General features: G+C 70.8%; 20 protein-coding genes and 3 tRNA genes. 8 read left to right on the top strand and 15 right to left on the bottom strand.

What is annotated here, in order from left to right; translation table 11 throughout:
• Nucleotides 1–131: 131 nt before the first annotated feature.
• Nucleotides 132–977 (bottom strand): SDR family NAD(P)-dependent oxidoreductase, encoded by an 846-nt coding sequence (locus tag OHS81_RS25525; RefSeq protein WP_328386984.1) that lies wholly within the window; start codon nt 975–977, stop codon nt 132–134.
• An 86-nt stretch (nt 978–1,063) separates the two neighbouring features.
• On the opposite strand from OHS81_RS25525, the gene OHS81_RS25520 reads away from it, so the two are divergent.
• Nucleotides 1,064–1,924, top strand: a complete 861-nt coding sequence (locus OHS81_RS25520) for a helix-turn-helix transcriptional regulator (RefSeq protein ID WP_328386983.1) — start codon at nt 1,064–1,066, stop codon at nt 1,922–1,924.
• Nucleotides 1,925–2,085: 161 nt separating this feature from the next.
• Here OHS81_RS25520 and OHS81_RS25515 read toward each other — a convergent pair whose 3' ends face one another.
• From OHS81_RS25515 to OHS81_RS25485, 7 genes are all read right to left on the bottom strand, one after another.
• Nucleotides 2,086–2,718: a hypothetical protein gene (locus OHS81_RS25515; protein WP_328386982.1), complete on the bottom strand. Its 633-nt coding sequence runs from the start codon at nt 2,716–2,718 to the stop codon at nt 2,086–2,088.
• A gap of 9 nt (nt 2,719–2,727) precedes the next feature.
• Entirely contained in the window at nt 2,728–3,375 is a 648-nt protein-coding gene (locus OHS81_RS25510; RefSeq protein WP_328386981.1) for a hypothetical protein, read from the bottom strand.
• Complete coding sequence (locus OHS81_RS25505) at nt 3,375–4,820, bottom strand: putative T7SS-secreted protein (protein WP_328386980.1); 1,446 nt, start codon at nt 4,818–4,820, stop codon at nt 3,375–3,377. Before OHS81_RS25505 ends, OHS81_RS25510 begins: the two co-directional genes overlap by 1 nt.
• A gap of 72 nt (nt 4,821–4,892) precedes the next feature.
• Complete coding sequence (locus OHS81_RS25500; protein ID WP_328386979.1) at nt 4,893–5,189, bottom strand: type VII secretion target; 297 nt, start codon at nt 5,187–5,189, stop codon at nt 4,893–4,895.
• A 270-nt stretch (nt 5,190–5,459) separates the two neighbouring features.
• On the bottom strand, nt 5,460–6,557 hold the full coding sequence (locus OHS81_RS25495) for a PP2C family protein-serine/threonine phosphatase (protein ID WP_328386978.1): 1,098 nt from the start codon (nt 6,555–6,557) through the stop codon (nt 5,460–5,462).
• A 348-nt stretch (nt 6,558–6,905) separates the two neighbouring features.
• The gene (locus OHS81_RS25490) at nt 6,906–7,658 is read right to left on the bottom strand and encodes a DUF4232 domain-containing protein (protein WP_328386977.1); all 753 of its coding nucleotides are present in this window, start codon (nt 7,656–7,658) and stop codon (nt 6,906–6,908) included.
• Between the two features lie 292 nt (nt 7,659–7,950).
• Entirely contained in the window at nt 7,951–8,751 is an 801-nt protein-coding gene (locus OHS81_RS25485; protein WP_328391419.1) for an alpha/beta fold hydrolase, read from the bottom strand.
• Between the two features lie 36 nt (nt 8,752–8,787).
• On the opposite strand from OHS81_RS25485, the gene OHS81_RS25480 reads away from it, so the two are divergent.
• The 5 genes from OHS81_RS25480 (at nt 8,788) to OHS81_RS25460 (ending at nt 14,189) form a co-directional block, all read left to right on the top strand.
• Nucleotides 8,788–9,408, top strand: a complete 621-nt coding sequence (locus OHS81_RS25480) for a TetR/AcrR family transcriptional regulator (protein WP_328386976.1) — start codon at nt 8,788–8,790, stop codon at nt 9,406–9,408.
• Nucleotides 9,409–9,574: 166 nt separating this feature from the next.
• Nucleotides 9,575–10,330, top strand: a complete 756-nt coding sequence (locus tag OHS81_RS25475; protein ID WP_328386975.1) for a hypothetical protein — start codon at nt 9,575–9,577, stop codon at nt 10,328–10,330.
• Nucleotides 10,331–10,540: 210 nt separating this feature from the next.
• On the top strand, nt 10,541–11,644 hold the full coding sequence (locus tag OHS81_RS25470; protein ID WP_328391417.1) for a hypothetical protein: 1,104 nt from the start codon (nt 10,541–10,543) through the stop codon (nt 11,642–11,644).
• Between the two features lie 322 nt (nt 11,645–11,966).
• A complete protein-coding gene (locus OHS81_RS25465; protein WP_443058867.1) occupies nt 11,967–12,803 on the top strand; it encodes a class I SAM-dependent methyltransferase in 837 nt (278 codons plus the stop codon).
• A gap of 570 nt (nt 12,804–13,373) precedes the next feature.
• The gene (locus OHS81_RS25460; protein ID WP_328386973.1) at nt 13,374–14,189 is read left to right on the top strand and encodes a hypothetical protein; all 816 of its coding nucleotides are present in this window, start codon (nt 13,374–13,376) and stop codon (nt 14,187–14,189) included.
• A 699-nt stretch (nt 14,190–14,888) separates the two neighbouring features.
• Here the strand turns inward: OHS81_RS25460 and OHS81_RS25455 are convergent.
• The 3 genes from OHS81_RS25455 to OHS81_RS25445 form a co-directional block, all read right to left on the bottom strand.
• Nucleotides 14,889–14,962 (bottom strand) — tRNA-Ile (locus tag OHS81_RS25455).
• Between the two features lie 178 nt (nt 14,963–15,140).
• Nucleotides 15,141–15,213, bottom strand: a tRNA-Asn gene (locus OHS81_RS25450).
• Nucleotides 15,214–15,218: 5 nt separating this feature from the next.
• Nucleotides 15,219–15,291, bottom strand: a tRNA-Asn gene (locus OHS81_RS25445).
• 219 nt (nt 15,292–15,510) lie between these two features.
• Here OHS81_RS25445 and OHS81_RS25440 point away from each other — a divergent pair.
• Both OHS81_RS25440 and OHS81_RS25435 read left to right on the top strand, forming a co-directional pair.
• Nucleotides 15,511–15,810: a YtxH domain-containing protein gene (locus OHS81_RS25440; protein ID WP_328386972.1), complete on the top strand. Its 300-nt coding sequence runs from the start codon at nt 15,511–15,513 to the stop codon at nt 15,808–15,810.
• A gap of 66 nt (nt 15,811–15,876) precedes the next feature.
• The gene (locus tag OHS81_RS25435; protein WP_328386971.1) at nt 15,877–17,358 is read left to right on the top strand and encodes an FGGY family carbohydrate kinase; all 1,482 of its coding nucleotides are present in this window, start codon (nt 15,877–15,879) and stop codon (nt 17,356–17,358) included.
• 39 nt (nt 17,359–17,397) lie between these two features.
• On the opposite strand, the gene OHS81_RS25430 is transcribed toward OHS81_RS25435, so the two are convergent.
• The 4 genes from OHS81_RS25430 to OHS81_RS25415 form a co-directional block, all read right to left on the bottom strand.
• The gene (locus tag OHS81_RS25430; protein ID WP_328386970.1) at nt 17,398–18,681 is read right to left on the bottom strand and encodes an RNA polymerase sigma factor; all 1,284 of its coding nucleotides are present in this window, start codon (nt 18,679–18,681) and stop codon (nt 17,398–17,400) included.
• A 201-nt stretch (nt 18,682–18,882) separates the two neighbouring features.
• On the bottom strand, nt 18,883–20,799 hold the full coding sequence (gene dnaG / locus OHS81_RS25425; RefSeq protein WP_328386969.1) for a DNA primase: 1,917 nt from the start codon (nt 20,797–20,799) through the stop codon (nt 18,883–18,885).
• A gap of 124 nt (nt 20,800–20,923) precedes the next feature.
• Nucleotides 20,924–22,042: a pyridoxal-phosphate dependent enzyme gene (locus OHS81_RS25420; RefSeq protein ID WP_328386968.1), complete on the bottom strand. Its 1,119-nt coding sequence runs from the start codon at nt 22,040–22,042 to the stop codon at nt 20,924–20,926.
• Between the two features lie 9 nt (nt 22,043–22,051).
• On the bottom strand, nt 22,052–23,317 hold the full coding sequence (locus OHS81_RS25415; protein ID WP_328386967.1) for an NAD(P)/FAD-dependent oxidoreductase: 1,266 nt from the start codon (nt 23,315–23,317) through the stop codon (nt 22,052–22,054).
• Nucleotides 23,318–23,475 lie beyond the last annotated feature (158 nt).

The raw sequence follows: 23,475 nt of genomic DNA, 5'->3' as shown, positions 1-23,475 counted from the left end.
ACAACACCACCCGGCCAACCCAAGACCGCGCTGTGCCGGCGTCCGGCAGCAGCGCCTGCCCAAAGGCCCAGCGATCAAGTGACGCTGATGCGGAAGAGGAAGAGGACGTCACCTCACCACCTTTGCCGGCTTCAGGCCCGCATGCCGCCGTCGACGCGCAGGACCGCGCCGGTGACGTAGGAGGCGCGGTCGCTGAGGAGCCAGGCGGCGGCCTGGGCGATCTCGTCCGGATCGGCGACGCGGCCCAGCGGGGTCAGGGCGTTGAGCTGCGCGATGGTGCCCGGGGACTCCTCCTCCCAGTCCTGCAGCAGCTCGGTGAGCGTGGTGCCCGGCGCGATGGCGTTGACGCGGATCCCCTCCGGGCCGTAGGTGACGGATGCCGACGCGGTGAGACTGTTGAGCGCCCCCTTCGCCGCGCCGTACGCGGGCAGCTCGGGGTTGCCCATCAGACTGCCGACGCTGGAGGTGTTGACGATGGCCCCGGTCTTCGCCGTGGCGCGTATCGCGGCGATTTCGGCGGTCATGGCCAGCCACGGGCCCTTGAGATTGACGGCGCAGACGCGGTCGAAATCGGCCTCCGGCAACTGGTCCATCGGGCCGGGCGGCTGACCCGTCGCACCGTTGTTGAAGGCCACGTCGAGCCGGCCGTACAGCTCCACGGCACGGTCGACGGCGGCACGGATGCTCGCCCCGTCGGCCAGGTCGCACACCACATGGTCCGCGGTGCCGCCGGCCGCCCTGATCTCCTCGGTCACCGTCTTGAGCTGCGTCTCCGTGCGGGCCGCGAGGAGCACCCTGGCCCCCTCCCGGGCGAACAGCCGCGCTGCAGCCGCGCCGATGCCGCGACCGGCACCGGTGATGAAGGCGACCTTGCCGGCGAGCAGGCCCGAGGGCGGGCTTGAGGTGATCGGCGTGGTCGACGTGGTCGGCGAGACCGGTGTCGTCGACGAGATCGGCGTGATCGGTGTGTTGTCCATGCCGACGAGCCTGTGTCCGGCCGCCCCGCTCATCCAGGCCCCGGGAGTACCTGGCTGGGCACCTCGGCACCCCGCAGACTTGGCAGGTGAATCGACGAGCACGACGAGAGCTGGGTGACTTCCTGCGCAGCAGGCGCGAGCGCATCACCCCTGCGGACGTGGGGCTGCCCGCCGGGCCGCGCCGCCGTACCCCGGGACTGCGGCGCGAGGAGGTGGCGCAGCTGGCCTTCCTCTCGACCGAGTACTACACGCGACTGGAGCAGGCCCGCGCCCACCACCCCTCCCTCGAGGTGCTGACCCAACTTGCCCGCGCGCTACGCCTGTCGGACCCCGAGCGCGACCACCTCCACCACCTCGCCGGCGCCCCGCCCCTGCCCCCGCCGGGACCTTCGCGTGAGGTACGGCAGAGCCTCATCGATCTGCTGCACCGGCTGCCGGGCGCCGCGGCGATCGTGATCTCGGCGACGTACGAGGTCATCGCCTGGAACGCCCTGGCCGCCGCCCTGATGGAGGACTTCTCCGCCCTGCCGCGCCGGGACCGGAACCTCCTCCGCCGCGCCTTCCTCGGCCCGCACCGGCACGGCCGGTGTCTGTACGGCCTCTCGGACGCGGACGCGTTCACCCGGACCTCGGCCCAGCACCTGCGCGCCGCCGCAGCGCGCTACCCCACCGACCCGGAGGTGACCGGCCTGGTCCAGGAACTCCTGGCCGGCAGCGCCGAGTTCGCCCACATCTGGGCAGCCCATGACATCGCCGCCCGCCCCACCCCCTGCAAGACCTTCGCACACCCCCTCGTCGGCCCCATCAGCGTCAACTGCGACGTCCTCGATATCGCCGACCGCGACCAACAACTCCTCATCTACACCGCACCCCCCGGCACCCCCTCTGAAGAGGCCCTACGACTCCTGTCCGTCGTCGGCACACAGCGCATGGGGGTACCCGGCTGACGTGCCTCCCTTCGGCAGTGGAGCAGGTCAGCTCGGCCCTGACCCGGCGCCCTGCCTCACCCGCGGCCCACCGGAGGTGTGGCTCCCGCGCATGCGGGGCTGGTCCCCCACTGACGGGGATGGGATGCCACATCCCCCGAGGCCGCCACGGTCATCGGGCCCTACCGGTCGTCGTCCCCGTCCTCGCGCCAGAGGCCTGCCACTGACTGGGCGTAGGCGATGCGGTGGTCGAGGTGTTTGCCGTAGACGCGGTAGTCGGGCGCACCTATGCGTTGCGTGAGTGCGGTCCGCTTCCACACCCCTCGGGTGGTTTTCCAAGCAGTACGGGTCGGAGGGTCGAAGATGAAGTCACCGTCGGTCAAGTGGAGGAGGGACTCGATAACGAGGAGGGGAAGGCAGAGCACCGACTTGATGATCGACCTGACGGTGGCTCCGCGGGCCCGCAGGAAGGGTTGCTTCGGCCGCACGATCTCATGGACGCGGCGCCACGTCTGCTCGGGTGGTGGCAGTCGGAGTTCGGCCAGGACCTGGTGGTCGGGCGTCAGGACCGTGAAGTGTTGCCCCTGTGCCACGAGGACGACGATGGGCTCCGAGGTGTCTTTGGTGCGGTACAGGGTGTAGCGCGGTTCGGTGCCGGGAGGCAGTGCCCAGTTCGGGGGCGTGCCCGCTGCGGCGTAGGCGAATGACTCGCCCCGATAGGGCCTGACGACCCATCTGAGGGGGAAGGCGCATTCGCCGGGCTCACTCTTCGAGGGGTACGTGGTGTGGAACGAAACCTTCGCGGAACTGTCCATGGTCTTCTCCTAGCCGAACACCGAGCGGATGTCGGTGGGTGTGGGGGACTCCCCTTCGGCCTGCGCCGCGAGGCGGAAGGTGAGGGTCTCACCGATCTGCCGCAACCAAGCGACGTAGCGGGGGAGCTCAGCGAAGCTGGGCGTGGAGAGGGAGAGGACGGCCAGCCACCCGGGCACGGAGGAGGGCACGTACAGCTCCACATGGGCGAAGGCGAGCGAGGAGAGCGCTGAGTCGCCGTCGATTTCGGTGGAGTGGAAGGAGAGCACGGCGGGGCCGCACGGCAGGTCCACGTGATGAACGTCCCGGTGCTCCTGAAGTGCCAGTTCTTCCTGGACCGAGGCGACGACGACAGCGGGTTCCTCCTCGTCGACGCTCTCCACACGGGCGATGAGGTTGGCGGTACTGACCTCCCCGTCCTCCGTTTCGAAGAGGCCCAGTGAGCCGTACATGACCCCGTCGGCCACCAGAGTGTCCGTGAGGTCGGCATAGACCAGCGCGGTGGTCTCGCGCTGGAACTCGGTGCCCGCCGGCCATATCTTCTCGGCCAGCTCCCACAGAGCGGCATCAAGGACTTCGGCAGGGAGGTGCAGCGGGAGTTCGTGAAAGACGTCGGGTGTCTCGAACTCGATCGACACCTCGCGGTTCAGGCCGCTCATCAGAGCCTCCCGGCGGCGGGCGTACCCGGGGAGGTGAGGGCGGTGTGGGTATCGATCGCGATGCCCGGCACCTGCTGGGCAACTTGCGGGCCCCGACTCCACCACGATATGGGGTCGATGGAGCCGTCGGCGCGGAGGGCGGCGCCCAGAGAGTCCTTCACTGCTGTCGGAGTGAAACGACTCTCCATGAACGTGGTCAGCCCCTTGCTGAGGCCCGCTTCCTTGATGCCCGCGCCCACGGTGGTCTGTACGTGGTCGGTCCATGCGAGCTTGACGCGATTGCCGAATCCCTTAGCGGCGAATTCTTTGCTCCCCTCTTCGTAGGGGCGACGCAGCAGGTCTTTTCCTCGCAGTGCTTTCCCTTCGAAGCCCGCATTCTCGAGTGCTTCGATCTTCTTCACCTTGTCGATGGACTTGACCGCCTGTCCCTCGATGCGGGTCACCTTCATGCCGACCTTCACCCCCTTCGTTGCCGCCGCGCCGAACTTCCCGACCGGGAGAACCCCGAGACCGTCGCCGACCAGGTCCATGACTCCCACATCCGCCCCACCCAGCTTTGCCGCGCCGTGCGCAGCCAGTGCCCCCAGGGACATTGCGCCGCCTGCGAGCGCGAGGGCACCGGAGAGCGGTGGGCACCACAGCGTGAGGAGGGAGGCGACGCCGAGGATGCTGGAGGCGATACTGAGCGCGTCGCCGATCGACTTGAGAAGGTCGGCGTGCTTGGTGCACCAGTTCTGGATGTTGTGGCCGAGGCGGGTGAAGGCATCGCCGAGGCCCTCCCAAAAGCCGGGGTCGGGAGCGCCTTCGGTGGCCTTGCGGATGCGGTCGGCTATGCCACGCGCCTCATCCTGGTGGTCGCCGAGGAGGTCTTCCGCCTTCTTGATGATGGACTCCAGCTCGTCCGTCGCGGAGTCCAGCCGCTTCTGGGTGAGGTCGAGCGCGTTGTTCGCCTTGTCCAGGCGGTCGTTCGCCGCGTCGATCTTCCCCTGAGCGGAGTCCAGTTCCGCCTTGCTGGTGTAGTACTGCCCGGCGAGGGCCAGGGCAGGGTCGGAGGCGGCCCTGTTGTAGGCCGCCTTCGCCCGGTCGTGCTCGGCGGTGCGGGTTTTCTGCTCATTCTTGGCCGCGGCGGCGTCCGCCTCGTACTGGCGGCCCTTGTGCTGGTACGACGCCAGCGCGGTGTGCCAGGACTTGAGCTGGGTGGCGGCGTCCCGCATGGCGTCGCGGCTGTCGCTCACGTACTTCGGCAGGTCTCCGACCTGTCCCGCAAAGGCGCGAGCAGCCTCACCCTCCCACACTCCAGCTCCCCTGCCGAGGCGGTGCAGGACGGAGTGAGCGGAGCTCAGGGAGCGCATCGCGGTATCGAGTTTGCCGGTGAGGTCGTCGACGCTCTCCAGGTGGCCGGGAGCGGGATTGAAGCCGAGCGCGGGGAAGTTCTGATTACTCATGGGAACCTGACGAATCGATCGCGGAAGGGAGCTGTGTGCAGAAGGAAGGCGAGAAGGGCGTGCGCTGCGGGGCTACTTGGAGCCCTTGTGGAAGGCGTCACGCAGGGCGTGTTCGACCGCCTCGTAGTTGCTCTTCGTCTGCTTCAGCTTCTCCTCGATGGCCTGTGTGCCGTCGGCGATCTTCTTGATGGCGTTGTCCCAGCTGTCATGGAACTCGTCACAGGCGTTGTCGAGCGTCTCCGCGCCGGTGCTCTTCGGCCCCACGTCCTTCAGGGCGGCAAGCGCCTTGCGCATGTTCTCCTGACTGTCGTGCAGGTCTTTCAGCAGACGACCGAGATCGTCGGCTTCGACCTTGAAGTACCCGCTCATGTGCCCCCCAGGCCCCGATTACAGTTCGTCAAAATTGTAAAGCGGCAGGTGGAGGTGCTGGGCACAAGAGCCCAGCCCCCCGATCCAGCGGGCGCCGCGGGAGATGCCGCAGCAGAGACTTTCAGGCTTCTGCCACGCCCGACGACGACTTGGCTGCCCATCAGGCGCTCCGAATGATCGCTCGGCAGGGAATCGATGGCGAAGCCGTCCGTGGGAGGCACCGGCAGCACACCGGATGGCGGCATCACCCGGCCGCGCCCCGGGCCGGGCCTACTCCGAGGGTTCCCGCAGGCGTACGGCGAGGGCGGCGATGTCGTCGTCCAGGCGTCCTCTGCTGTAGCGGAGGAGGTCGCGGTGAAGAGCCGCCAGCAGCTCGTGGGGCGGCGTCGGGGGCTGTCGGCGCATCCAGGCCGCCAGCGGGAAGAACCCGCCGTCGCGGGCGCGGGCCTCGGCGATCCCGTCGGTGTAGAGAAGCAGCAGGTCGCCGGGGGCGAAGTCGAAGGTGTCGATGGTGTAGTGATCGCCGATCAGCTCCGCGAGGTTGAGCAGCGGCGAGGGGGTGGTGGGTTCGAGGGCACGGAGTTCCCCGCGGTTCCGGAGCAGCGGCGGAGGGTGTCCGCAGTTGAGGATCTCGATACGCCCGCCGTCGTGCGGGATCTCGACAAGAAGGGCCGTGGCGAAGCGCTCCATCGGACCCTCGGGGGGAAAGGCGGCGTTGTAACGGGTACTGCTCGCGTCCAGCCGGCGCGCGACGCTGACCATGTCGGCCTCGCCGTAGGCCGCCTCGCGGAAGGAATTGACGATCGCCGCGGCCGCCCCCACCGCCGGCAGGCCCTTGCCCCGCACATCACCGATGAGCAGCCTGACCCCGAAGCGCGTATCGACCACCTCGTAGAAGTCCCCGCCGATACGGGCCTCCGCCGCGGCCGCGAGATACAGCGACTCGATCTCGACACTCCCGAAGCGGCGCGGCATCGGGCTCAGCACCACCTGCTGCGCCGCGTCGGCGACGAGCCGCACCTGAAAGAGGGTCCGCTCCCGCTGGAGCCGGACATGGCTTCCGTACGCGGCCGCCACCGTGACCGCGATGATCCCCGCGGCCGTCCACCACGTCCCCAGACCGGGGAACACGATGCTGAGACCGATCATCAGAAAGAGACAGACCGTCCCCAGCAGGACAGTGGGGAGCACCGGCCACATAGCGGCGGCGAGGGCCGGCGCCGCGGGCAGGAGGCGGCTGAAGGCCATCTCCGGAGGAGTGGCATATGCCAGGCCGGCGATGACGACGGTGAGGATCACCGGCGACAGCCGCACCAGGCTCCCCCGGCCGCGGCGACGACGGAGCCGCGGCCGTTCAGACTCGATCACACTTCACAGAATATCTACGCAAAGAGGACATAGCGCCCTGACGGGTCGGAGTCGGCCGCCGGCGCTGCGGGCAGGCTCGCCGGCGGCGACGGTGCCACACCTGCTTCGTGCGACTGCGGCAGGGGCAGGGGCAGGGGCAGGGGCAGGGGCAGGGGCAGGGGCAGGGGCAGGGGCAGCGAAACCTGACACGCCCGGCGGGGGCCCGTGAAGCGGAAAGTCCGCCGCCCGGGTGTGTCGCCGGGGCAGCGGACTTTCTTGGCTCAGGGTCGGCGGGAGGGCTCTCGCCGGATGGAGAGCGGTCCGGGGCGGGGCGGGCCCGGTGCGGGCCCGGAGCGGGGGCCGGGGTGGTCAGCCGATGGGGTTGACGAAGGTGGCGGGGTGGGTGGCGCTCCGCTGGTCGACGAGCGTGCCCCAGGGCCATTCCACGGTCAGCGAGGTGGTCTCGTTGGGCGGGGTGACGTCCGCGAAGGCGGGCTGGTAGAAGCCCGTCTCTTCCTTGGTCATGGCGAGGTTGAGCGTGAAGTCGGTGCTGTCCCCGGGCTGCAGGGTGATCGAGCTGAACTTCTTCGACGAGCGGGCCAGCGACCAGCGCTCGCCGCCGTTCTCGGACTTCAGGTCCACGCCCGGGAAGCCGCCGATCTTGCAGGCGCTGCCGCCCTTGTTGGTCAGCACGATGCTGGCGGTCGTCGCACCGTCCGCGTCCGGGTCCGGGACCGCGTCGCCGCCCGTGGCGAACGCCGCCTTCAGGCCGGAGGTGTGGCAGCGCTGGACGCCCGAGCCCGCCCCGCCACCGCCCCCGGCGTGCGCGCTGCCCGACTGCTTGCTCGTTCCGCCCGCCTTGGCATCGGCCTGGGCACCGGAGTCCGCCTTGGCACCGGAGCCCGCCTGGCCGTCGGAGCCCTGCGCTCCGGCGGAGGAGCCCGTGCCGCTGGATGCGACGGCTGCCGCGCCCGTGTCGGCGCGGCCCGCGGGCTTCGCGCCGGTGGCGTCCGCGCCGGAGCAGGCGGTCAGGGTGAGGCCGGCGGCCGCGGTCAGAGCCGCGGCGGCAACTCGCAGGGTGCGGCGGCGACGAGCGGTGCGGACAGTGGCGCTGGAGCGCATTTCGGGTCCCCCAGGACAGTCGGTGTCGGTGTCGGTGTCTTTGTTTCCTCGCTACGTCACCCACTCTGACCGGGGCCACTAGCGCACGGCTGCCGCTCCGCTAACTCCCGGCTAACGCGGGCGTGAGCAGCGGAAAGACGCCCAGGAGAACCCGAAGAACCAGGCGCGGCCGCCCGAGTTTTGCCCCTCTGACCGTCTCCCTGGCCGTCTCCCTGGCCGTCTCTCCGACCGGTCCTGATCGGTCGGAGAGACAAAACTCAGCGATACGAGGCCACGACGTTGGCACGGTTGCTCATCGGACGGCGGCGAGGCCGTTGAGCAGGTGGCCGAGCTCCGTCGGCGCCTGGATGTGGGCCAGGTGGCCCTGACCGGGAAGCACATGGACTCCGGCACGGGTGACGCTCCGCCGGACGTCATCGAACGACGTCCCGTAGGGGACCGTGCCGTGATTGCACTGGCCGATGATCAGGTCGACACGGTCCGCCCGTCGTGCCATCTCGTCCGGTGGCGGCGCCGAGTTGAGCGCAGCGAGCTCGGCGTGCGCCGGCCTGCTCAAGTCCCGCAGGGCCGCCCACCCTTGAGGGTCGGCCCGTAGGGCCTCGATCTGCGCCGTGTCGAGGCCGGCGATCCGCCGGTTCACGATCTCGACGGTCGCATCCCAGTCCGCCGCCTCTTCAGCAGCCTGCAGATCCGGCAGTACGTGACGGCCGAACGGTCGCACCACCGGCTCGTAGGCAATCACCTGGGGCAGTGGACGATCGTTGGCAGCCAGCAACGCGATCAAGCCGCCGTAGCTCCAGCCGAAGAGCGCCTGCGTGCCATTGCACTCGTCGAGGATCACGCCAAGGTCCTCGACCTCCGTTTGCAGCGAGTAAGCGCTGGTCAACGGCCCCGAGGGGGCGCGGCCCCGGCGGTTGACGACCGTCACCGACGGCCAGGCGTCGACGGCGGCCGCGACATGACGCCACCCGTAAGCGTCACTCATCGCGCCCGGGATGACGACGAGACCCGGAGCATCAGGCTCCCCATGCACCTCGACCGTGACCCAGCTGCCTCCGCCGACCGACAGCCTTTTCTGAATCGTTTGCTCCATAAAGTTATTATGGAGCAAACGCTCTACAATGCAAGGGTGCCCCAGCCGACCCGTGGACGACCACGAGCCTTCGACCGCGACCGCGCGATCCTCGACGCCGCCCGCCTCTTCTGGCGACGCGGCTACTCCGGGACGTCGACCCGCGACCTCACCGCCGCCCTCGGACTCTCCACCTCCAGCCTCTACGCCGCCTTCGGCAGCAAAGCCGGGCTGTTCGAGGAAGCGGTGCGGACCTACGCCGAGCGCTACCGGGAGATCTACCGACAGGCCGTCGCCGGGAAGGACCTCCGGACCGTCATCGACCAGATCCTCATCGACTCGGTCCACGAGTTCACCCGGCCAACTGACGCACATCCCGGCTGCCTTCTCAGCAGCGCCGCGATGACCGACAGCACGAGCACGCTCGACACCAGCGCCTACTACGCCGAACTGCACGGCTGGAACGAGCGGACCCTCCACGCACGCATCGAGCGAGCGGCCCAGGACGGCGAACTCGTCGCCGGGACCGACGCGGCGGCCCTGACCGGACTCGTCCAGTCCGTCGTGCACGGACTGTCCGTGCGAGCCAACCTCGGCACGGCCCGCGAGGACCTGCTGACGACGGCGCACCTGGCCCACGAGGTGATCTGTCGTCAGCTCACGTCACCGACACCCTGACGCACGCCGCGTGCGGCATGCCACGTGAAGCGTCATGCGGTGACCTCACACCCGTGTTAGCCGGGTATTAGCGGAGCGGCAGCCGTGCGCTAGTGGCCCCGGTCAGAGTGAGTGACGTACCGAGGAAACACCGACACCGACACCGACTGTCCTGGGGGACCCCGTAATGAGCTCCAACACCACTGTCCGCTCCACTCGTCGCCGCACCCTGCGCGTCGCCGCCGCGGCCCTGGTCGCAGTCGCCGGCCTCACCCTGACCGCCTGCTCCGGCTCGGACGCCGCCGGCGCAAAGTCCGCCGGCCGTACGGGTGCGGGCGCAGCCGCCGTCGAATCCAGCGGCGCGGGCTCCTCCCCCGAGTCCAGTGGCGCGGACTCCTCCACCGGAGCACAGAGCTCCGATGCCCAGGCGGGCTCCGGCGCCAAGGCCGACACCACGGCCGACACCAAGGCGGGCGCAGCGAGCAAGCAGTCGGGCAGCGCGCACGCCGGGGCCGGTGGCACGGCGGCGTCCCCGGTCCGCACCCAGCGCCTGGCGGACGGCATCAGCAAGGCCGAGATCTACAAGCTCGGCGACCAGCACTACCGCGCCAAGATCGTCGCCCGCGGTTCGGTCCTGGCCACGCTGGAGACGAAGGGGCACGACGACGGGCTCGACGCCAACGACATGTTCGTCACCCTCACGCTGGACGGCCAGGTCCACTCCTGGATGGGCGGCGGACACCAGGGACCGGGCACCTTCAAGCTCGCGGGCGGCTGGACGGCCAAGGTCACAAAGACCGGCGAGCTGCGCTACCGCGCGCAGATCATCGGCCACGACGGCGTAGCCGCCACACTGGAGACGAACCAGCACGACGTCGGCCTCAACGCCAACGGCATCTACATCGTGCTCAGCGCCGGCGGCGTGATCAGCGCCCACGCGTAAACACCCGTCCGGCCGCTGCGGAACAGCGCCCGGACGGCACCTCCGTCAGCCCGGCTGCGGAGGGCCTGCCGTCAGCGGGCAGCCAAGCCGGATCGCGCCGGAGCTGATGCTCCGCTCCATGGCGGTGCTCCGGCCCCGCAGCGGACGAAAAATACGTTGGCCGGCCGCCGCCGAGTTGCGACGATTCCCCTGTTTCCCAGCGGAGGACATCTGTTCGCTTTCGTGTGTGGGGGGTGCGGCGCCAGGCTGACCACCCCGCTGTCCCAGGTTGTCCTGCCGGTCCACGCCCATCAGAGGTACGGGAACGGGATTCAGCTCCCGGTGCTCATGGAGTCGGGCACGTTCGCTGTGGACCCGGAGCCCTTGGGGCCGCCGTTGCGGACGTGGGAGGAGATCGATCAGGACGAGGCAGCGGCCCGCGGCATCTACGCGCCGGTCCACGCCCTGTCCGACGGCGCGCCCGGCGCGATCGTCATCGCACCCGGAGATGTACGCGGCACCCGGCTGATCCCGGAGAAAGGCGGCGGCTACTGCTGCGGCCTCGACGGGGCCGACGGCCCCAACATGGCCTGCGAGGCATGCGGCCTGCCCGTGGCGAGCAGGATCGACGACTGCTCGCTCTGGCAGGCGGTGTGGCTCGCCCCGAACGCCGTGCGCCGCTGCCCCGTCGACGACGCCGACGCCGCACCGCTCTCCTGGACGGAGCTGACGGCGGGGAAGGGCACACCCCCGTTCGAGCCGATCGCCACGTGGGGATCGCGGCTGGGGCGGAACCACTGGTGGTCATGGAGTCCGCAGTGGGAGGCGGCAGCCGGCCGAGCGCTCGCCCACCTGCTGGCGGCCTCGGAAAGCCGGCCGGTGACCGTCCCGGACGGCCTGATCGCGGAAGTGTTCCAACGCGCCCTCGACGCCCTGCTGCCCGTAGGTCCGCCGGCGCGGCGCGCCGTCCTGGCGGGACCGGGGCGGCCCACGCCCGACGCGGACGCAGACATCCTCCTCGTGCCGACGCACCCGCAGTCGGGGGAGACCTGGACGCCGGCCGGCCCGGCCGCCTCGGCATACCCGGTGCCGCTGCCGTTCGGGGTGTGGCTGTGGCTGGCCTTCCCCGAACCGCACCTGCCCGTCCCCGCGTCGGGCCGCATACCCGACGGCGTCCTCCGCGACGAACCGCTCGCGCCACTCCCCCGCCACCTGTTCCGGGCCGACCCGGGAGCGTTCCAGCACACCCTGGTCCGGCTACCCGCCGTCCGCAGCCCATGGCTGCGTGAGATCCTCGAGAACCTCACGCAGCACCTGCGCGCCGGCATCTTCTAGCCGGCGCGCAGAACTCGCCGACGTCCAATCCCCGGCCTCTCCGGTGACCGTGCTGCCGCGAACGAACCGTGCCAGACAGCGGTGTCTCCCGAAGTGGTGCACATCTACTGTCCGTTCTCAGGCTCTGGCCCACGTCGTGTGGTCGCGTACACGGGGTGCCTGTTGGTCTTCGCCGAAGGGTGATTTCAGTGGTCGTAGGCGGTCAGTGCGCGCATGACTGGCCGGCCGGGCAGGAAGCCGGCTCCCCTCATCAGGCCCCTTGGAATCGAGCATCTAGGCTGGCGCGGTGACTGATGAGCAGGAGCGGGTGCAGCCGTCGGGAGTGTGGGCCACGGCGGTGGGGGTGGCCAGGGTGCGGGCGCTGGAGACCGAGCGGGAGAACGCGCTGTTCCGCGACCCACTGGCACAGGCCTTCGCCACCGCCGGCGGCCTGTGGCCCTCCTCGCCGCCGCCCGATGACGAGGCCGCGCGACGCCGACGGCTGGCCGTGTCGTTCTCCATCGCCATCAGGACGAAGTTCCTCGACGACCTGTTGCAGCAGGCCTCCGCGTCCGGGGTCCGGCAGGTCGTCCTGCTCGGCGCCGGCATGGACAGCAGGGCCTTCCGGATGAACTGGCCCGAGGGCACCCGGCTGTTCGAGGTCGACACCGCCGCGCCACTGGACTTCAAGGCTTCGGTGCTGCGCCAGGAGCGGGCCGTCGCACGCTGCGAGCGGATCACCGTCGCGGTGGATCTGCGTGAGGACTGGCCAGGCGCGCTGGCCGCCGCAGGGCACGACCCGGCCGTGCCGACCGCGTGGATCGCCGAAGGACTGCTGATCTATCTGCCCGAGGACGCGGTGGAGCTACTGCTGGCCCGGATCAGCACGCAGTCGGCGGCAGGCAGTCGGATGGGGCTGACCTTGGGCTCGCGCGGCGCGATCGAGCGCTTCGGCGCGGACGCCGCGCCGGGATCGGCGGCATCCATGTGGATCTCGGAGATGCCCGACGACCCGGTGGGCTGGCTGGCCGGGCACGGCTGGGAGGCCGACAGCCACACCCTGCGCGAGCGCGCTGCCGCCTACGGCCGCCCGATCAGCACCCCGCCGCAGCGCGAGGAGCAGCCCGGCGGACTGATCTCGGCGGTCCGCCGGGAGAGCGCCTCCCGGTTCCCTGGATGATCGATTCCAAGGGGGCCTGATGAGTGAAGCCGGTGTCATCCGCGGCCGGCCGGTCATGCGCGCACTGACCGCCTACGACCACTAAAACCACCATTAGGGAAGCAGTACCGCGCAGTGGCCGGCAGGTACGACAAACGTGACGACATCTTCAACGGCACCCTGACCGCTGCAGCGATCGTCATCAGGCTCGGCGGCACCGTCCAAGAGCCATCAGAAACGCCCTGGGCGAAGACCAACAGTCACCCCGTGTACGCGACCACACGAAGTGGGCCAGAGCCCGTTCTCATGGAGATAACCGATCTCGGCTCCCCGCACATGCAGGGTCTCGGCGCTGAAGGTCGGGCAAGAGACGGCTTCGGTTTTCGCTGTTACCGGGCGGCTCGCGTTCGGTTTGTCAGTAGCGGGTGCTTTTCTCAACGGCAGTGGCGTCGAGAAAAGCAGGCGCCAACCGAAGCGAGGAGGACGTCCGTGATACCCGAGCCCGTATCTCCCTGGGACGGGGCCCGCCCAGCACCCTGGCGATTGTGGGCGGGGGCGACCGGCGTCGGTGCGGTCGTCGTCCTCTCGGTTGTGGCGCTCGGCGGTACCTCGCCGACGCTGTTCGGCTGCTCGGCCGTCCTCTCGGCCCTCCTGCTGCTCGGTTCGTACCGGGTCGTGAAGCCGTGGTTCGTGACCCGCTCCGAAACCTGGCATCGGGTGATCACGTTCGTGCCAATGACCGCGTATATGGCGACTCTTGGCCTGGTCGTGGTGGCGGCAGTCAGCTTCCTGCCGGGCCAGCCCGTTGTCGCCGGGCTGGCCCTGGTGATGATCTGGGTCTTCCACGTCGGCGGAGGCGTGCGGGAGCCGACCTCATTCGCCTACGAGCGCCTGCGGGGACGCCTCACGTGGACCGCGGCCCTTCAGGTGACCGCAATGTGCTGCGGCACCGTGGGCGTCGTCTGCTTGATCCGCGATCTGCCGATCCCCGGGCGCTACGCGCCCGCGGTCTTCGCCACGTGTCTCAGCGTGGTGGTCGGTCTCGTGGTCGCGTCGTCGAAGGTGTTCGCGCGCGTGCGGAAGCTCGCCACGGAACTGGATGACCGTGCGCAGAAGATGGAGCGGTGCTTGGACAGGCTGTCGCACGGTGCGGTAGCCGATCGAAGGCAGCTCCGGGACGCCGCCGAGGATGCCTGGGACGCGCTGAACCGGACGCTCCGCAACAAGGTGGAGACCGGGTTCCACCAGTACGGGACCTTCGTCATCCCGTCCGAGACGAGGAAGGCGTTGGAAACGTTGGTGACGGAGGCGATCACCCACCCCGGTGGACCGCCTTACCGGGACGCGATCGCGCAGTTGCACATGCTGCGCACTGCATGCCGGGCCAAGATCGACACCATGGCGTGAAAGGTCGCGAGGGCGGCAGGATCTCTGCTCGCCACTCGTCACAGTTCATCTGCAGGGCTTCGCTGGAGATCCCGCATGTGGCGGTCAGGCCGTGTCGCGACAGACGCGCTCAAGCAGCGTGAGCACGAGGTCGGCGGCGGGGAAGCGGCATTTCCGTCCCGCCCTCCGCTCACCGGCGGTCGACGTGCCCGGAGAGCGAAAAGCCGAAAACCGCGCCGTGGGTCCCGTGGTGAAGTCTGGGCCACCGGAGCGCAAACACGCCCGGACAGCCCGGTGCTCGGGGGCGCACAGGGTGCCGGGGCCAGGAGCACGTGGCCGGCTCGGTCCTCACGTGGATACGCGGCCACTGCGCCAGTCGAGGCTGGGAGGTCCTGCGAGGCGCGGATCTGAACGGTCGGCAGACCCCCGAAGCCCGATGGGAGCACTTCGAGCGGTTCGAGCGGTTCGCCCTGCTCCGCCCCGGCCGCCCCGGCCGGGCAGTCGGCGAGCGGCGGCGCGCTCTCCCAACTTCCCCAAGGGTGAGGGAATGCAGCCCCGGGCCTCCGTACGACGCAGCGGGCCCTGGGTGTCCCCTGCGTGTCCCCTGTGTGTCCACCGGATCTTGGTCTGAACGGCTGAACGGGGGCCACCGCACTGTGGCGGTGGCCCCCGTTCTGACGTCTCCCCAGGTAGAAAGGGGCTTCGCCCTGGGTGCTGCGGTGGGGCGGGTGGGACTCGAACCCACGGCCGACGGATTATGAGTCCGCTGCTCTAACCGGCTGAGCTACCGCCCCCCACGGCGCGTCGCGCACATTTGTGCGCGCCGTCTGCCGCAGCATAGCCGCTCATACGATCTGTTGCCCGTGAGGGCTGCCGTCGGGCGACCACGCACGCCCAAGAGGACTTCGATCACGGGTCGTTCGGTTCCACGGCACAAGAAAAAGGGCCCCTTTCGGGGCCCTCTTCTCTCTGCTCCCCCGACTGGACTCGAACCAGTAACCCTCCGGTTAACAGCCGAATGCTCTGCCAATTGAGCTACAGGGGACCGAGCTCCCCCGACTGGACTCGAACCAGTAACCTGCCGGTTAACAGCCGGCTGCTCTGCCAATTGAGCTACAGGGGATTGCTCTGTGTGCCTCGAATGCACCGCAGTCCGGGGCTCCGGACGGCGCGCGTTCGCTGCGACACATACATTAGCGCAAGCAGGGGGGTGCTCCGCCAATCGGTATCGCCTCAGGTCACCTCGGGTGATCTCCGGCCCCGGAGGGTAGGCGCGCGTCACAGCCAGACACTCGGGTGCGTACCGGCGCCGGAGGGGTCCGACGACAGGAAGGGTGGAGCAATGCGCTACCGGCTCACGTTCATCGCGGGACTGGCCACGGGGTATGTGCTCGGCACACGGGCCGGCCGGGAACGGTACGAGCAGCTCCGCAAGGCCGCCCAGCGGGTCACGCAGAATCCGGCGGTCCGGAACACCGCGGAGTCCGCCGCGCTGACCGGGCGCGAGGCGGCGTCGAAGGCGTTCGGGACGGTGTCGGCCAAGGTCGGCGACCGGCTGCCCGGCTCGGTCAGCGCGCGGGTCCGCTCGCTGCGCGAGCAGCGTTCCCCCGACGAGGACGACTGGGGCACGAGCAATACCTGAGCCGGGGCCCCCGGCGGCAAACCCTGACGCTGCTCCTATGCGTCGTATGGGGCATCATCTGGGTGCATGGGGATAGTCGCCGGATTGGACAGTTCGTCCGAGAGCACACGGATCGTCGTCTGCGATGCGGACACAGGTGCCGTCATCAGGCAGGGGTATGCGCCGCACCCCGTCGAGAAGGGGCCCGAGGCCGATCCGCAGGCGTGGCTGATCTCACTCGGCGAGGCGGCGGGCCGGGGGCTGCTCGAAGGGGTGCAGGCGATCGGCGTCTCCGCGCAGCCGCACGGTCTGGTCCCGCTGGACGTCGAGGGCAACCTCGTACGCCCGGCGCTGGTGGGCAATGACAAGCGGGCGCAGAGCTCGGCCGCGGACCTGATCGACGCGCTGGGCGGGCGCAGCGCGTGGGCGCAGGCCGTCGGGGCGGTGCCGCAGGCGACGCATGCGGTGACGAAGATGCGCTGGCTGGCGCGTACGGAGCCGGCGCATGCGGCCCGGATCGCGGAGATCATGCAGCCGCACGACTGGCTGGCGTGGCAGCTGCTGGGGCGCCCCGCGCGGCGTACGACGGACCGCGGCGGGGCCTCGGCGACGGGCTTCTGGTCGGCGGCGACCGAGAGCTACCGGCCGGATCTGGTGGAGCTGGCGCTGGGCCATCAGATGCGGCTGCCCGAGGTGCTGAGCCCGTCGGGGACGGCCGGGTTCACCCCGGAGGGGCTGCTGATCTCGGCGGGTACCGGCGAGACGATGGCGGCGGCCTTCGGGCTCGGTGTCGGGGAGGGTGACGCCGTGGTGTCGCTGGGCGCCTCGGGGTCGGTGTTCGGGATCCACCACGAGGCGCTGGCCGACCCGAGCGGGACGATCAGCTCGTTCGCGGACGCGACCGGCCGGCATCTGCCCGTCGTGCACACCAGCAACGCCGTGCGGGTGCTGCGCGGCGCGGCGGAGATGCTGGGGACGGATCTGGAGGGCCTGTCCGAGCTGGCGCTGAAGTCCTCGCCCGGTGCGTACGGCATGGTGCTGCTGCCGTATCTGGAGGGCGAGCGGACGCCGCATCTGCCGCATACCGCCGGGTCGTTGCACGGGATGCGCCGGGAGAGCATGAAGCCGGAGCACATGGCGCGCGCGGCCGTGGAGGGCATGCTCTGCGGGCTGGCGGATGCGCTGGATGTGCTGCGCGGGCGGGGCGTGGCGGTGCGCCGGGTGTTCCTGCTGGGGGCGGCCGCCGAGCTGGGTGCCGTGCAGGCGGTGGCGCCGGGGCTGTTCGGGGTGCCGGTCGTGGTGCCGCAGCCGGCCGAGTACGCGGCGCTGGGCGCGGCGCGGCAGGCGGCCTGGGCGTGGGGGGTGGCGCACGGCACGCTCACCCCGGCGCCCGGTGCGGAGGCGGGCGCGGGCGGCGGGGCCGCATGGGTCGATCCGCCGCAGTGGCCGGCCGCCGCGAGCCAGGTCTTCGAGCCCGGTGAGGAGCTGGCGGTCGGGCAGGCCGTGCGCCAGCAGTACACGACGGTGCGTGACGAGGCCCATCCCGGGGCGTTCCAGCGGTCGGCGTGAGTCCGGGGGCCGGGAGTCCGGGAGCCCAGTGGTCCGGCCTCAGTCGAGGTAGCCGCGGAGCTGGTCGGCGAAGGCGTGGTCGCGGAGTTTGTTGAGGGTCTTGGACTCGATCTGCCGTATGCGTTCGCGGGTGACGCCGAAGATCCGGCCGATCTCCTCCAGGGTGCGGGGGCGGCCGTCGGCGAGGCCGTAGCGGAGCTGGACGACCTTGCGTTCGCGTTCGCCGAGGGTGGACAGGACCGCGTCGAGGTGTTCGCGGAGCAGCAGGAACGCGGCGGATTCGACGGGTGAGGCGGCGTCGCCGTCCTCGATGAGGTCGCCGAGGGCTACGTCCTCCTCCTCGCCGACGGGGGCGTGCAGCGAGACCGGTTCCTGGGCCAGCCGCAGCACCTCGCTGACGCGTTCCCCGGTCAGGTCGAGGTGGGCGGCGACCTCCTCGGCGGTGGGTTCGTGGCCGCGCTCCTGGAGCATCCGGCGCTGGACCCGCACCACGCGGTTGATCAGCTCGACGACATGGACCGGGACGCGGATGGTCCGGGCCTGGTCGGCCAGCGCGCGGGACATCGCCTGGCGGATCCACCAGGTGGCGTAGGTGGAGAACTTGTAGCCGCGGGCGTAGTCGAATTTCTCGACGGCGCGGATCAGTCCGAGGTTTCCCTCCTGGACGAGGTCGAGCATGGTCAGCCCGCGGCCGACATAGCGCTTGGCGACGGAGACCACCAGGCGCAGGTTGGCCTCGATCAGGCGGCGCTTGGCCATCCGGCCCAGCACCACCAACCGGTCGAGGTCGTGGGCGAGTTGGGAGGACAGGTCGGGGGTGGTGGTGAGCTTCTCCTCGGCGAAGAGGCCGGCCTCGACGCGGCGGGACAGCTCGACCTCCTCGGCGGCGGTGAGCAGCGGGATGCGGCCGATCTCGCGGAGGTACTGGCGGAAGAGATCGGCGGACGGGCTGCCGGCCTCGGGGCGCGGCGCCGGCTCCGGGATGATCTCATCGATGATCATTTCGGCGGCGGGCGGTTCGGCCTGCTGCGGCACGGTGAGCGGATCGGGGGCCGTTTCCGGGAACGATTCCGCGACCGGTTCGGCGTCGGGTTCCGCATCCCGTTCCGCGTCCGGTTCCGTGACCGGCTCTGCTGCGGGCGGCGCGTCGGCGAGGGTCCGGGTCTGCACGGGGGCGACCTCCAGGGTGATCGCTGCTGAGGCGGCAGAAAGGTCGGGCACGGTTGCGGCCGAGCCGCTGTCCGTCCCGTACGTCACAAGCGGCGGTGCGGGGGATTTTGGCGCGGTGCGACCGGGCCCGCCGCGCTCCGAGGACTCAGGCACCGCTTCTCAGTGTGGAGTACGACACACTCCCGCCACGAGGGGCGTGCGACCACTTTTTGAGTCCGGTCCGTGACCGGACGGCTACCGCGGGGAGTGTCCGGGGGTGTTAGGGGGCTCCACAGAGCGCCCTGAGGAGGCCTCACAGAGCGCCCTGAGAGAGCGCCCCGGACGGCCCCGGACGCCGCCCCCCGACAAGACGTCCTACAGGGCGGCGTAGCCGCGTTCGCGCAGGGACTGGCCGTACTGCTGGAGAACCCAGAGCTCGTTCTGTACGGCGGCGAGGTGTTCGGGGTCGGCGCGGGGGCCGAGGCGCTGGAGGGTGCCGCGGATTTCGGTCACGCGATGGTTGACGGCGGCGAGGCGGACGGCGACCAACTGGACGCCGGCGTAGGCCTCGTCGGGGTCGCGGCGGGTGTGCAGCGGTTCGACGGCGAGCTCGGTGACCATGGCGCGGACGGTGTCGTCGGGGGCGGCCTCCCGCACCCGGGGGACGTACGCACTGTCGGCGGCGCCGGCCGCGGCGCCGCCGGCGGCCTCGATGCACTGGCGGACCACGGCGTAGGGCGGGGCGGTGAACTCGTCGGCACCGTAGGCGTCGAAGGCCGGGGAGACCAGGTCGGGGCGTTGCAGCGCGAGCTTCAGCAGCTCGCGCTCGACGCGGTGGGCGGGGCTGCGGAGGTTGAGCGCCGGGCCGCGCGGACCGGGCGCGGGGCGGGCCTCCTCGGCGGCCTGGGGCCGGCCCCGGCGCTGCTGACGGCCCTGTTCGGGGCCGCCGTCACGGCCGCGCTCACGGGCCCAGCGAGCGAGCTGGCTGACGCGGCGGACGACGAACTGGGTGTCCAGGATGCCGAGCATGCCGGCGAGCTGGACGGCGGATTCGTGCTGGATGGAGCTGTTCTTGATGTTCGCGACGATGGGGGCGGCCTCGTCGAGGGCGGCGGCGCGGCCGACGGTGGTGTCGAGGTTGTGCCGGGAGACGACATGGCGCAGCGCGAACTCGAAGAGCGGGGTGCGGGCCTCGACGAGGTCGGCGACGGCCGCATCGCCCTTGGCGAGCCGCAGGTCGCAGGGGTCCATCCCGCCGGGGGTGATGGCGATGGAGGTCTCGGCGGCGAACTTCTGGTCGTCCTCGAAGGCGCGCAGGGCGGCCTTCTGGCCCGCGGCGTCGCCGTCGAAGGTGAATACCACCTCGGAGCCGGCGTTGTCCATCAGGAGGCGGCGGAGGATCTTGATGTGGCCCTCGCCGAAGGCCGTACCGCTGGTGGCGATGGCGGTGGTGACCCCGGCCAGATGGCAGGCCATCACGTCCGTGTAGCCCTCGACCACGACCGCGCGGTTGGTCTTGGCGATCTCCTTCTTGGCGAGGTCGATGCCGTAGAGGACATGGGACTTGCGGTAGATGGGGGTCTCGGGGGTGTTGAGGTACTTGGGGCCGTTGTCGTCGTCGCGGAGCTTGCGGGCGCCGAAGCCGACGACCTCGCCGGCGATATCGCGGATCGGCCACATCAGACGGCCGCGGAAGCGGTCGATGGGGCCGCGGCGGCCCTCCTGGGAGAGCCCGGCGAGGACCAGCTCCTGGTCGCTGAAGCGGCGGCCGCGCAGGAAGCGGGTGAGGTGGTCCCAGCCGGCCGGGCTGTAGCCGACGCCGAAGTGCTGGGCGGCGGCCTGGTCGAAGCCGCGCTCGGCGAGGAACGTGCGGGCGATCTCGGCCTCGGGGCTGTCGAGCTGCTCGACGTAGAACTGGGCGGCGGCCTTGTGGGCCTCCACCAGGCGGGTGCGCTCGCCCTGCTGGCGGCCGGGGGTGTAGCCGCCTTCCTCGTAGCGCAGGGTGATGCCGGCCTGGGAGGCCAGCCGCTCGATGGTCTCGGCGAAGGAGAGGTGGTCGAGCTTCATGATGAAGTCGACGGTGTCGCCGCCCTCCTGGCAGCCGAAGCAGTGGTAGAGCCCCTTGGCCGGGCTGACGTGGAAGGACGGGGACTTCTCGTCGTGGAAGGGGCACAGGCCCTTGAGGTTGCCGCCGCCGGCGTTGCGGAGCTGGAGATACTCGGACACGACGGCGTCGATCGGGACCGCGTCCCGTACCGCCTTCACATCGTCATCGTTGATCCTGCCTGCCACGCGTGAATTCTACGGCCGGGGGCGGGCACTCCTGGCCGGGAGGCGTCGGCGGGTGGGCGGGAGGCCTTGGAACCCGGCACCCCGGCGCCCACCCCGGAGACCTCGCGGCAGGTGGCCTCGCCGCTCACCCCAGTAGTTCCAGGAACCTCTCCAGTCCCACGTTGCCGCCCGAGATGATCACGCCGACGCGGGGCGGGTGGGGGGACCGCCCGGGCCGCCCAGGCCGTTCAGGCGCTGAGGGAAGGTCGATGCGCCCGGCGAGCAGGGCGGCCAGGGCGGTGGCGCCGCTGGGCTCGATAACGATCTTGAGGCGTTCGAAGGCCAGCTTCATGGCCGCGCGGATCTCGTCGTCGCTGACCAGGACGACCGAGTCGAGCAGCCACCGGTTGAGGGAGAAGGTCAGCTCGCCGGGGGTTTCGGCGGCCTGGCCGTCGGCGATGGTGCGCGGGACGGGCACGGTGACGCGGTGGCCTGCGGCCAGTGAGCGCCGGGTGTCGTCGCCGGCTTCCGGCTCCACGCCGATCATCCGGATGCCGGGGACCAGGGCGGTCGCGGCGGTGGCGGCGCCGGCCATCAGGCCGCCCCCGCCGACCGGGACGAGCAGGGCGTCGAGCGGACCGGTCTCCTCGATCAGTTCCAGGGCGGTGGTGCCCTGGCCCGCGATGATGTGCGGATGCTCGTACGGCGGGATCAGGACGAGGTCGCGCTCCTCGGCGATCTTGCGGCCGAGGGCGACGCGGTCCTCGGTGTACCGGTCGTAGGTGACGATCTCGGCGCCGTATCCGGCGGTGGCGTCCTTCTTGGACTCCGGGGAGTCCTCGGGCATCACGATGACGGCGTGGCTGCCCAGCTCCCGGGCGGCGAGGGCGACGGCCTGGGCGTGGTTGCCGGAGGAGTAGGCGGCGACCCCGCGGGCCAATTGCTGCGGGGAGAGCCGGGAGAGGGCGTTGTAGGCGCCGCGGAACTTGAAGGCGCCGACCCGCTGGAAGTTCTCGCACTTGAGGTGGACCTCGGCGCCGGTCAGCGCGTCGAGGGTGCGGGAGCGCAGGACCGGTGTGCGGTGGGCCACGCCTGCCAGCCGCCGGGCGGCGTCCCGGACGTCGTCGAAGGTGACGGCCGGGACGCCGGCGCTGCCGGAGCTGCCGGGGTCAGAGCCCGAGCCGGAGGGGACAGCGCCGGAGCCGGAGGGGACAGCGCCGGAGCCGGAGCCGGAGCCGGTGGAACCATGGTGGTTCTGCGTCATAGGCGCACGCTACGGGAGCAGCGAGGCCAGCGGAACCTCCGGATCGGCCAGTGCCTCGGGCCGCAACCGCGCCCCGCCGCGGATCAGTTGCTGGATGGTTTCGGCGACGTCCCAGACGTTGACGTTCATCCCCGCGAGCAGCCGGCCGTCCGCGCCGAGCCAGAAGGCGATGAACTCCCGCTTGGCGACGTCGCCGCGGCAGACGACCTGCTCGTAGGAGCCGGGCGGGGCGTAGCCGGAGTACTCCATGCCGATGTCGTACTGGTCGGAGAAGAAGTACGGGATGCGGTCGTAGCTGATGTCCTGGCCGAGCATGGCGCGCGCGGCGGCCGGGCCGCCGCCCAGGGCGTTGGCCCAGTGTTCGACCCGCAACCGGGTGTCCAGCAGGGGGTGATCGGCGGCGGCGACGTCCCCGGCGGCGTAGATGAACGGGTCGGAGGTGCGCAGCGCCGCGTCGACGGCCACCCCGCCGCCGGCCTCCGGGTCGGCGAGGTCCAGCCCGGCCTGTTCGGCGAGTGCGGTGCGCGGGGCGGCGCCGATCGCGGCGAGCACATCGTGGGCGGGGTGCTCCTCGCCGTCGTCGGTGCGCACCGCGAGCACCACGCCGTCCTGCCCGACGATCTCGGTGAAGCGGGCGCCGAAGTGGAAGCGGACGCCGTGTTCGCGGTGCAGATCGGCGAACAGGCCGCCGAGTTCGGGGCCCAGGATGCCGTGCAGCGGGGTCGGGGCGGCCTCGACGATGGTCACCTCGGCGCCGTAGGAACGGGCGGCCGCGGCGACCTCCAGGCCGATCCAGCCGGCCCCGGCGATGACCAGATGGCCGTTGTCCCGGCCGAGGGAGGCGAGTACCCCGCGCAGCCGTTCGGCGTGGGCGAGGCGGCGCAGGTGGTGCACGCCGGCCAGGCCGGTGCCGGGGATGTCCAGGCGGCGGGGTTCGGCGCCGGTGGCCAGCAGCAGCTTGTCGTAGGCGATCAGGGTGCCGTCGCCGAGGCGGACGGTTTTGGACTCGGGGTCTAGGCGGACGGCGGGCTGGCCCAGATGCAGTTCGATGTGCGCCCGGGCGTACCAGGCGGGCTCATGGACGAAAACGCTGTCGCGCTCTTCCTTCCCGAGCAGGAACCCCTTGGAGAGCGGGGGGCGCTCGTACGGGTGGTCGCGCTCGTCGCAGATGAGGATCACCCGGCCGGTGAATCCCTCCGCGCGGAGAGTCTCCGCGGCCTTTGCGCCGGCCAGGCCACCCCCGACGATGACGAACGTCTGGTGTGCGTCGACCACTTGTTTTCCTCCTCGTTGCGGTGCCGTACGTCCGCGTCCGCGTCCGTAAACGCCCCCCTGTGTACCCCCGGTCTGCTCTCCCCCGTTGATGCCCTCGGTGCCGCCGGGGTTCCCGTTCGCCGGTGAACCGGGGTGCCGGTGCGCCGGTGCGCCGGTGA

The organism is Streptomyces sp. NBC_00400 (genome assembly GCF_036048035.1).
Classification (GTDB): domain Bacteria; phylum Actinomycetota; class Actinomycetes; order Streptomycetales; family Streptomycetaceae; genus Streptomyces.
Note: the sequence above shows the minus strand (reverse complement) of the source record. Positions and strands in the feature narration are given on the sequence as shown.